Origin of the sequence: Plesiomonas sp. (assembly GCF_051650925.1) — a bacterium.
Taxonomy (GTDB): domain Bacteria; phylum Pseudomonadota; class Gammaproteobacteria; order Enterobacterales; family CAMTGL01; genus Plesiomonas.
The window spans coordinates 1-8123 of the sequence record NZ_JBOFRH010000325.1 but is presented as its reverse complement, the minus strand read 5'-3'; the positions used below and the strand labels follow the sequence as shown (position 1 = coordinate 8123).

General features: G+C 45.3%; 10 protein-coding genes. 8 read left to right on the top strand and 2 right to left on the bottom strand.

The features are described 5' to 3' along the window. Both ACRC27_RS07630 and ACRC27_RS07625 read right to left on the bottom strand, forming a co-directional pair. The coding region (locus tag ACRC27_RS07630) for an acyl-CoA thioesterase (RefSeq protein WP_438639570.1) at positions 1 to 139 on the bottom strand (139 nt) is incomplete at its 3' end. Positions 140 to 290: 151 nt separating this feature from the next. Next, the gene (locus ACRC27_RS07625) at positions 291 to 767 is read right to left on the bottom strand and encodes a hypothetical protein (RefSeq protein WP_438621836.1); all 477 of its coding nucleotides are present in this window, start codon (positions 765 to 767) and stop codon (positions 291 to 293) included. 263 nt (positions 768 to 1030) lie between these two features. Here ACRC27_RS07625 and ccoN point away from each other — a divergent pair, with 263 nt between their 5' ends. The 8 genes from ccoN to ACRC27_RS07585 form a co-directional block, all read left to right on the top strand. Continuing rightward, positions 1031 to 2470: a cytochrome-c oxidase, cbb3-type subunit I gene (gene ccoN / locus ACRC27_RS07620; protein WP_438621835.1), complete on the top strand. Its 1440-nt coding sequence runs from the start codon at positions 1031 to 1033 to the stop codon at positions 2468 to 2470. A gap of 14 nt (positions 2471 to 2484) precedes the next feature. Next, the gene (gene ccoO / locus ACRC27_RS07615) at positions 2485 to 3105 is read left to right on the top strand and encodes a cytochrome-c oxidase, cbb3-type subunit II (RefSeq protein ID WP_438630066.1); all 621 of its coding nucleotides are present in this window, start codon (positions 2485 to 2487) and stop codon (positions 3103 to 3105) included. 9 nt (positions 3106 to 3114) lie between these two features. After that, the gene (locus ACRC27_RS07610) at positions 3115 to 3294 is read left to right on the top strand and encodes a cbb3-type cytochrome oxidase subunit 3 (RefSeq protein ID WP_438621833.1); all 180 of its coding nucleotides are present in this window, start codon (positions 3115 to 3117) and stop codon (positions 3292 to 3294) included. Continuing rightward, on the top strand, positions 3291 to 4304 hold the full coding sequence (gene ccoP / locus ACRC27_RS07605) for a cytochrome-c oxidase, cbb3-type subunit III (RefSeq protein WP_438621832.1): 1014 nt from the start codon (positions 3291 to 3293) through the stop codon (positions 4302 to 4304). Before ACRC27_RS07610 ends, ccoP begins: the two co-directional genes overlap by 4 nt. 286 nt (positions 4305 to 4590) lie before the next feature. After that, on the top strand, positions 4591 to 5079 hold the full coding sequence (locus tag ACRC27_RS07600; protein WP_438621831.1) for a FixH family protein: 489 nt from the start codon (positions 4591 to 4593) through the stop codon (positions 5077 to 5079). A 62-nt stretch (positions 5080 to 5141) separates the two neighbouring features. Continuing rightward, complete coding sequence (locus ACRC27_RS07595) at positions 5142 to 7667, top strand: heavy metal translocating P-type ATPase (RefSeq protein WP_438639569.1); 2526 nt, start codon at positions 5142 to 5144, stop codon at positions 7665 to 7667. 3 nt (positions 7668 to 7670) lie between these two features. Then, positions 7671 to 7934, top strand: a complete 264-nt coding sequence (gene ccoS, locus ACRC27_RS07590) for a cbb3-type cytochrome oxidase assembly protein CcoS (protein WP_438630554.1) — start codon at positions 7671 to 7673, stop codon at positions 7932 to 7934. Continuing rightward, on the top strand, positions 7921 to 8123 hold a 203-nt coding region (locus ACRC27_RS07585), incomplete at its 3' end, for an urease accessory protein UreH domain-containing protein (protein WP_438639568.1). The genes ccoS and ACRC27_RS07585, both read left to right, overlap by 14 nt.

Genomic DNA, 8123 nt, shown 5'->3' with positions numbered 1-8123 from the left:
ACCATGCAAGATCACCGCTCTCTTCAAGCCACTGCCAACGTGCCTCTTCTAAAAATTCTAAATATCTTGCATTATTAACATGCTGATAAACATCAAGATGATATCCTCTCACTTTAATATTTACCGGCTGAATAACCATTTCTGATATAGCAATACTTTGTTGTTCACTCTCTTTAGGGGTACTCATTGATTATTCCTTCCTTGAATATCAACAATGGTTGGCGGCCTGCCACACAATATGCAAACCACACTTTTATTTTTTATTACTCTTTGTTTTAGTTAGATTTTAGCTATGCTTTTGTCACGGTAAAAGAGACTGTTGATAGCTTATCATTTTGCATAATATTGACCAGCCACACCATCTGCTTACTGGTGCACGACCCCACCGTAAAATCACCTATCCAACGGCCATTTTTAAACGAAAACAGCACCGGGATTTCTCCCATAAACATATCCCTTCCCTCTACACGGGCAGATATCATGGTATCTTTAGCAACCCCCGTGATTACCAATTGTAACGAGTGTTCAGCTTTCGGTGGCAACGGAGTCAATACCACCTTAGCGATATCAACCTTATCCGTCTTCGCTAAAGTCGTGTTTTCCTCCAACAAGCACTCCCCTGCATTCAAAGAGCACTGCACTGGTGCAGGTGTCACGTTTTTTCCTGCCGGATGATCAAATGTTCGCCACACAAATAATCCAAGAAAAAAGATCATTACCAGTACAATTTGGATAAAACGCGCACGGGTTAATTTTTCTGCCGCCACAAGGCCCTCTCTCTTTGTCTGTTACCGCACAAATTTCACACAAAACCAAAAGTCAGCGTTACAAGACACACAAAATTGTTATTTCACCGTAACAAATGTGTGTTTTTTTTGCTGCGCTTTACCGGCAGCTAAAGTAGAATCAGAATCGAAAAATGCCACGTTTTAAAGCAATTAGCAAAAGTACATGGCATATAAAAGAGAGATGTTCCTGCACAGGGAAACATTAGTGTAGTTGACAGCGACAACAGCGGAAGCACGTCATCATGACTCAACAGATGAATACGCTTGAGCAAACCTACAACTATACAGTCGTGCGCCAATTCGCCCTGATGACAATTGTCTGGGGTATTGTGGGTATGTCTGTAGGTGTATTAATTGCAGCACAGCTTATTTGGCCCCAACTCAATTTCGAAACCCCGTGGCTAACCTATAGCCATTTACGCCCACTGCATACCAATGCTGTCATTTTTGCCTTCGGTACATCGGCACTTATGACAACCTCTTTTTATGTTGTACAACGCACCACACAAACGGTTCTTTTTAGCCCGAAACTGGCGCAGTTTGTTTTTTGGGGTTGGCAACTGGTGATTGTCAGTGCAGCAATTTCGCTGCCGCTGGGCTACACCACCTCAAAAGAGTACGCAGAGTTAGAGTGGCCTATCGATATCTTAATTACGATAGTCTGGATCGCTTACGCTATCTGCTTTTTTGGTACAATAGCCAAACGCAAAACCTCGCACATTTATGTAGCAAACTGGTTTTTTGGGGCCTTTATTATTACCGTTGCTGTATTACACATTGTAAACAGCATGGCTGTACCGCTTACGCTCACTAAATCATACTCACTCTATTCCGGTGCTGTTGATGCGATGGTGCAGTGGTGGTACGGACACAATGCCGTAGGTTTTCTGCTGACTGCCGGTTTCTTAGGCATGATGTATTACTTTGTACCCAAACAAGCTGGCCGGCCGGTTTACTCCTATCGTTTATCCATTGTGCACTTTTGGGCACTGATCTCCCTCTACATCTGGGCGGGGCCACACCACCTGCACTACACCGCACTGCCAGATTGGACACAATCTTTAGGTATGGTGATGTCAGTCATCCTGTTTGTTCCGTCTTGGGGTGGCATGATCAACGGCATCATGACGCTGTCAGGTGCATGGCATAAACTGCGCGATGATCCGATTATCCGCTTCCTTGTTGTTTCACTCTCATTTTATGGTATGTCAACGTTTGAAGGCCCGATGATGGCCATTAAAACGGTCAATGCCTTATCACACTACACAGACTGGACTATCGGCCACGTGCACTCTGGTGCGCTCGGCTGGGTTGCTATGGTCACAATTGGCTCGCTGTATCATTTGATTCCTATTCTTTTCCATAAAGAACAGATGTACAGCGTACGCCTGATTAATGTGCATTTCTGGTTAGCCACTATTGGAACAGTATTGTATATCGTTGCGATGTGGATCTCGGGTGTGATGCAGGGTCTGATGTGGCGTGCGGTTAACGCTGATGGCACATTAACCTACTCTTTCGTTGAAGGGTTACAAGCCTCTTATCCGTTCTACTTTATTCGTTTTGTCGGCGGCCTGTTTATCGTGACTGGTATGTTCATCATGGCATACAACACATATAAAACAATTACTGCCGATAACGAAGCGCATGAAGCCACCGAATCAGCCTCTGAGCCGGCCTAACAGGGAAGATAGTCATGAGCAATCAAGGCAACCGCCATGAGATCATTGAAAAAAATATCGGTCTGCTAGCGATTCTGATCGTTATTGCTATCAGCCTCGGTGGATTAGTGGAGATAGTTCCGCTGATGTTCCAAAAAGAGACCACCCAACCGGTTTCTGATTTAAAGCCCTATACCGCACTGCAAATGGAAGGTCGGGATATCTACATTCGTGAAGGTTGCCATGTCTGCCATAGCCAGATGATCCGACCATTGCGGGCAGAAACCGAGCGTTACGGGCACTATTCGGTAGCCGGAGAGTCAGTGTGGGAGCATCCATTTTTATGGGGGTCGAAGCGTACTGGGCCTGATCTAGCACGTGTCGGGGGGCGTTATTCTGATACATGGCATCGTGAACATTTGCTTGATCCGCGCGCTGTTGTACCAGAATCCAACATGCCGGCATTCCCATGGCTGGAAGAGAATGTATTAACCGGCGAATTAACCGGTAAAAAACTGGCGCTCTTTCGCGATAACTTTGGTGTTCCCTATACCGATGCGCAAATTGCATCTGCACCGGCTGATGTCAAAGGGAAAACGGAAATGGATGCGCTGATCGCCTATTTACAATCTCTTGGCTTAGCGATGAAGCAGTAGGAGCTGACAATGAATTTTGGCGTTATCCATAGCATCTACACCGTAACCGTTTTTGTCAGTTTCCTTGGGATTATATTCTGGGCTTACAGCAAAAAGCGTCATGCTCGGTTTGAGGAAGCGGCGAATCTGGTTTTTGCTGATGAAGAACCACAGCAATCCGTGTCGCAGGCAGGGAGTAAGCAAGAATGAGTCTATTTTGGACCCTTTGGATTACCATCATCACCCTTGGCAGTATTCTTGGCTGCGCTCTACTGTTGCGATGGTGTACGAAAGATAAAACCGGCGTCGATGAAGGTGCCGATATGGGCCACACTTACGATGGTATCAAAGAGATCAATAACCCACTGCCAAAGTGGTGGCGTTATATGTTCTGGATGACCATCGTGTTTGCGCTCGGTTATCTTGTGCTCTATCCGGGTTTGGGCTCTTGGGGAAATCTACTCAATTGGCACAGCGCCAATAAAAATGTGTTATCCCTGCAAGAATCAACAACAGCCAGTGTAGATGCAGAAAAAAGCGGTCAGTATATTCAGTATGATCAAGAAAAAATCCATGCTGATAAGTTGTATGGTGAAACGTTTAAACAACTTGCTGATAAAGCAGATGGTAAAACCTTTCGCCCTATTACTGAAGTAGCCGCCGACCCTAAAGCATTAAAAGTCGGGCGAGCACTGTTTTTACAAAACTGTGCACTGTGCCATGGCTCTGATGCCCGTGGGCAAAAAGGTTTCCCTAACCTGACAGACAATGACTGGCTTTATGGCGGTGAACCTGAAGTTATCAAAACCACGATTTTACATGGCCGCCAAGGTGCCATGCCTGCATGGTTAGAAACATTAGGCCCTGATGGTGTGCGTGAAGTTGTCAGTTATGCACTGAGTTTATCAGGCCGAAAAGTCGACCCGCGTGAAGCTGAAGCAGGTAAAAAACGTTTCGTTTTATGTGCTGCTTGTCATGGGCCTGATGGTAAAGGAAACCCTGCTGTCGGAGCACCAAATCTGACCGATCAAATTTGGTTATACGGCGGTAGCCGTGCGGCAGTAGAAGAGACTGTCAAATATGGCCGCAATGGTGTCATGCCAGCATGGCAACAGATTTTAGGGGATAAAAAAGTCCACCTACTGGCTGCCTATGTATACAGCCTTAGCCACGGTAATAACGGTACTCCAACCAATACAACGGCTGAAGAGAAACCGTAATACTTATGATTAATGGCTGGTAACAGCAGAACGTTAAACCATGATAACGTTCCGTAATACAATGTAGGGCACGGGTAAGTTAATCCCCCGTGCCCTCATTCCTTATAATAAAAAACAACGAGAAAAGTACTGGTTCACACCACAAAATACGATGAGACATATTGCTTTAAAAGTATCTTAAAAGTGAAAATACTGTGCTACGGTAGGCAACATAGAACATAAACCTATAACAAGAGTTAATGTGGACGCATAACACAACGTCATACATTAAATATGGATGTGAAGTATGACTCAACAAGTCTGGTATAAGCAGTTCTGGCCTTGGTTTTTAATTATTTTACCGGTGATTGCGGTTGTCGCCAGTTTTTACACCTTAACACTGGCCATAGATACACAAGATAGCCTGGTCGTGGATGACTATTACAATAAGGGTAAAGCTATTAACGAAGATATTAGCCGTTTGCAAGCTGCAAATGATGCTGGTGTTCAGGCTGCATTGCGTATTACCGGAACACAAGCTGCACTTACGCTCAATAAAGGCAATTTATCTGACTACCCCGCCCTGAAAATCTACTTTTACCACCCTACTCTGCAAGATAAAGATCTACGTTTGATGATTAACGCTGATTACAGCGGGACTTATCGTTTTACACTACCCTCGGCGATCCAGGGTAAATGGCAAGTCAGTGTCGAACCTTTTAATGCCGTATGGCGACTACAAACACAAATCCAGCTTCCGAGTGATGATGCATTTACAGTTTACGGGCATCGATAACCCTTTTCTGTGCTGAGCCCTAAATACATGATCATGTCTGCGTATTACTGGATGTCGATAAAATGAATATCATACGCGCTTGCTACCATTGCGGTGACACAGTTCCGGACGGAACCCATTTTTCGGTGGTCATTTTTGATCAACCACAGCCTATGTGCTGCCCCGGATGTCAGGCCGTCGCACAGACTATTGTCGATAGCGGCCTAACATCGTATTACCAATACCGTACCGCCACTGCTGAAAAAGCCGATCTGATCCCTGCGGAATTAAGTGCATTACAGCACTACGATATTGATGAGGTACAAGCAGAGTTTGTGCATCAGCACGAAGGGATGTCTGATGTCAGTTTATCACTGGATAATGTCACTTGTGCGGCCTGTGCATGGCTAATTGAAAAACACTTGAGCAAAATTGCTGGTGTCAGCCAGATACAGGTAAACGCTACAGCGCAAAGAGCGCGTTTAAAATGGGATAATGAGCGCGTTAAATTAAGTACACTGCTACTGTCATTGCAGCAACTGGGTTATCAGGCCGCACCGTTTGAAATTGCACAACACGAGCAGCAGTACCGTAATGCAATGAACAGCTATTTACGCAAACTTGGTGTTGCAGGCTTAGCCAGCATGCAGGTCATGATGGTAGCAGTCGCTCTGTATCTAGAAATATTCAGTGATCTTGATGCAACTCAACGGTGGTATTTCCGCTGGGTGAGCCTGATCATGTCAACGCCGGTGATTTTATACTCTTCTCTTCCATTTTATTACAGCGCATGGCGCAGTTTAAAAGCCCGCACACTGAATATGGATGTACCTGTCTCATTTGCACTTATTGGTGCTTATATTGCTAGTGCATACGCAACAGTTGCAGACAAAGGTGAGGTCTATTTTGAGTCAATCACCATGTTTGCTTTTTTTCTGCTGCTTGGCCGTTTTCTTGAAATGCGGGTTCGCCGGATTGCCACTGAAGCCACCAGCAACTTACTCAAGTTTATTCCCACGATAGCTACGCTGGAGTCTGGTGAACAGGTGGCAGCCAAAAGCCTGCAACCGAATGATATTATTATTATTCGCCCCGGTGAACCGATACCAGCCGATGCAAAAATCGTCTCTGGCAGCAGTGATATTAATGAATCAATGTTAACCGGCGAACACCTACCGGTGACTAAACACCCGCAAGATTGTATCTATACAGGCACGATTAACGGTGAAGGTAATTTACTTGCACAAGTGACACACACAGGGCCTGACAGCCTGATTGCTGCAATTCTACGGTTACAAGATCAGGCCTTACAAACCAAACCTGCCATCGTTTTACTCGCCGATCAGATTGCGCGCTATTTTGTCTGGGCACTCTTGCTGATTGCTGGACTAACTTGGTTTGGTTGGCATCTGTATCAACCAGAAAAAGCATTTTGGGTAACGCTTTCCGTGCTGGTCGCTACTTGCCCATGTGCTTTAGCATTAGCAACGCCAACTGCCGTCACCTGTGTTATTTCACGCATGAGCCAGAATGGGCTGTTAATCCGTAAAAGTCATGTACTCGAAACACTATGCCAAGTTAACTGCGTGGCAATGGATAAAACAGGTACGCTGACTGAAGGCAATATGGTGTGTGTCGAAACAACGCTCTATCCACTCACAGAAAAAACATCCCTATTAGAGGGTAGTACGTTAACGTCAGTGAGTTCAGACTCGGCTCTATCACTACATAACAATGATTATTGGACCGAAGAACGTGCTTTTGCATATGCTGCGGCACTCGAAGCACACAGTGCCCACCCTATAGCACGGCTCTTTCAACGGGCAATGATAAAAACCACTGAGACTGGCAGTGATGTACACGACTCTCTCACGGCTAATCAGATTAAAACATTCACCGGAAATGGGCTGAGCGGCGTTATCAACGGAGAGACCTACCGAATTGGGCACCGAGCATTTATTGAACAATACACTGAATTCCCCGCCAGTGTAGAAATAACAAACAATATCATGCACACCAAACACGGCGATCTGCCTATTTATCTGGCTAACAGCCAGCAAGTCATCGCCTGTTTTTGGCTGCAAGATCCCATTAGAGCAACAGCTAAAAGCTGTCTTTCGCACTTACACCACCATCGTATTCATGTTCATGTACTGACCGGTGATCCTTCAACAGCAGCAGATAACGTTGCACAACAGTTGTCTATAGATCACTGTGCTAAAGGTCTATCGCCGGCAGAAAAACTGCATTATTTGCAAAAAAAGCAGCAGCAAGGCAATGTTGTGATGATGATTGGTGATGGCGTAAATGATGCGCCCGTACTGGCTGGTGCCCATATTTCAGTGGCCATGGGTGGCGGAACGGAACTGGCTAAAAATGCTGCCGATGTAGTGCTATTATCTGATAATCTGTCCAAAATCCCCTTTGCTATCGAACTGGCTAAACGTACCCGTAAAATTATCCGTGAAAATTTAGCATGGGCATTAGGGTATAATTTAGTCATTCTGCCTTTAGCAATCAGCGGCATGCTTCCCCCTTATATTGCGGCCATCGGTATGTCGGCTAGCTCTTTGATTGTTGTCGTAAACTCTTTACGGCTAACGAGGTAACTGATGGATATCATCTATATTCTTGTACCGATAGCGATGCTGTTTGTACTGGTCGCCGTACTGATCTTTTTATGGGCGGTAAAATCAGAGCAATTTGAAGATCTTAATCGTCAGGGAATGCAAATTTTATTTGAAGAAGACAGCTCTGCCAATTTAGCGGAAAAACAGAGCATTACACAGCCACTCGATAAACAGAAAACCACTCAACAAAAAGACTCTAAAGTTCAGCACCCACACCCTAATCAGGCTAACCATGATAGTTTTTGATGCTGCAGGGGCTATGTTAGTTGGGCTTGCTGGCGCAGGGCATTGCATGGGGATGTGTGGCGGCGTGGCGGCAGCGCTGACATTTGCACTGCCTGAAAATCACTCTCTAACTCGAAAAATCAGTGCACTTTTGCTCTACAATATAGGCCGGATCAGTGCTTACACACTGGCCGGTTTAATCATTGGTGG

Bases quoted from the DNA above. Each gene is read 5' to 3' on its own strand.
- ccoN (WP_438621835.1), top strand. From the start codon at position 1,031: ATGACTCAACAGATGAATACGCTTGAGCAAACCTACAACTATACAGTC.
- ccoO (WP_438630066.1), top strand. From the start codon at position 2,485: ATGAGCAATCAAGGCAACCGCCATGAGATCATTGAAAAAAATATCGGT.
- ACRC27_RS07610 (WP_438621833.1), top strand. From the start codon at position 3,115: ATGAATTTTGGCGTTATCCATAGCATCTACACCGTAACCGTTTTTGTC.
- ccoP (WP_438621832.1), top strand. From the start codon at position 3,291: ATGAGTCTATTTTGGACCCTTTGGATTACCATCATCACCCTTGGCAGT.
- ACRC27_RS07600 (WP_438621831.1), top strand. From the start codon at position 4,591: ATGACTCAACAAGTCTGGTATAAGCAGTTCTGGCCTTGGTTTTTAATT.
- ACRC27_RS07595 (WP_438639569.1), top strand. From the start codon at position 5,142: ATGAATATCATACGCGCTTGCTACCATTGCGGTGACACAGTTCCGGAC.
- ccoS (WP_438630554.1), top strand. From the start codon at position 7,671: ATGGATATCATCTATATTCTTGTACCGATAGCGATGCTGTTTGTACTG.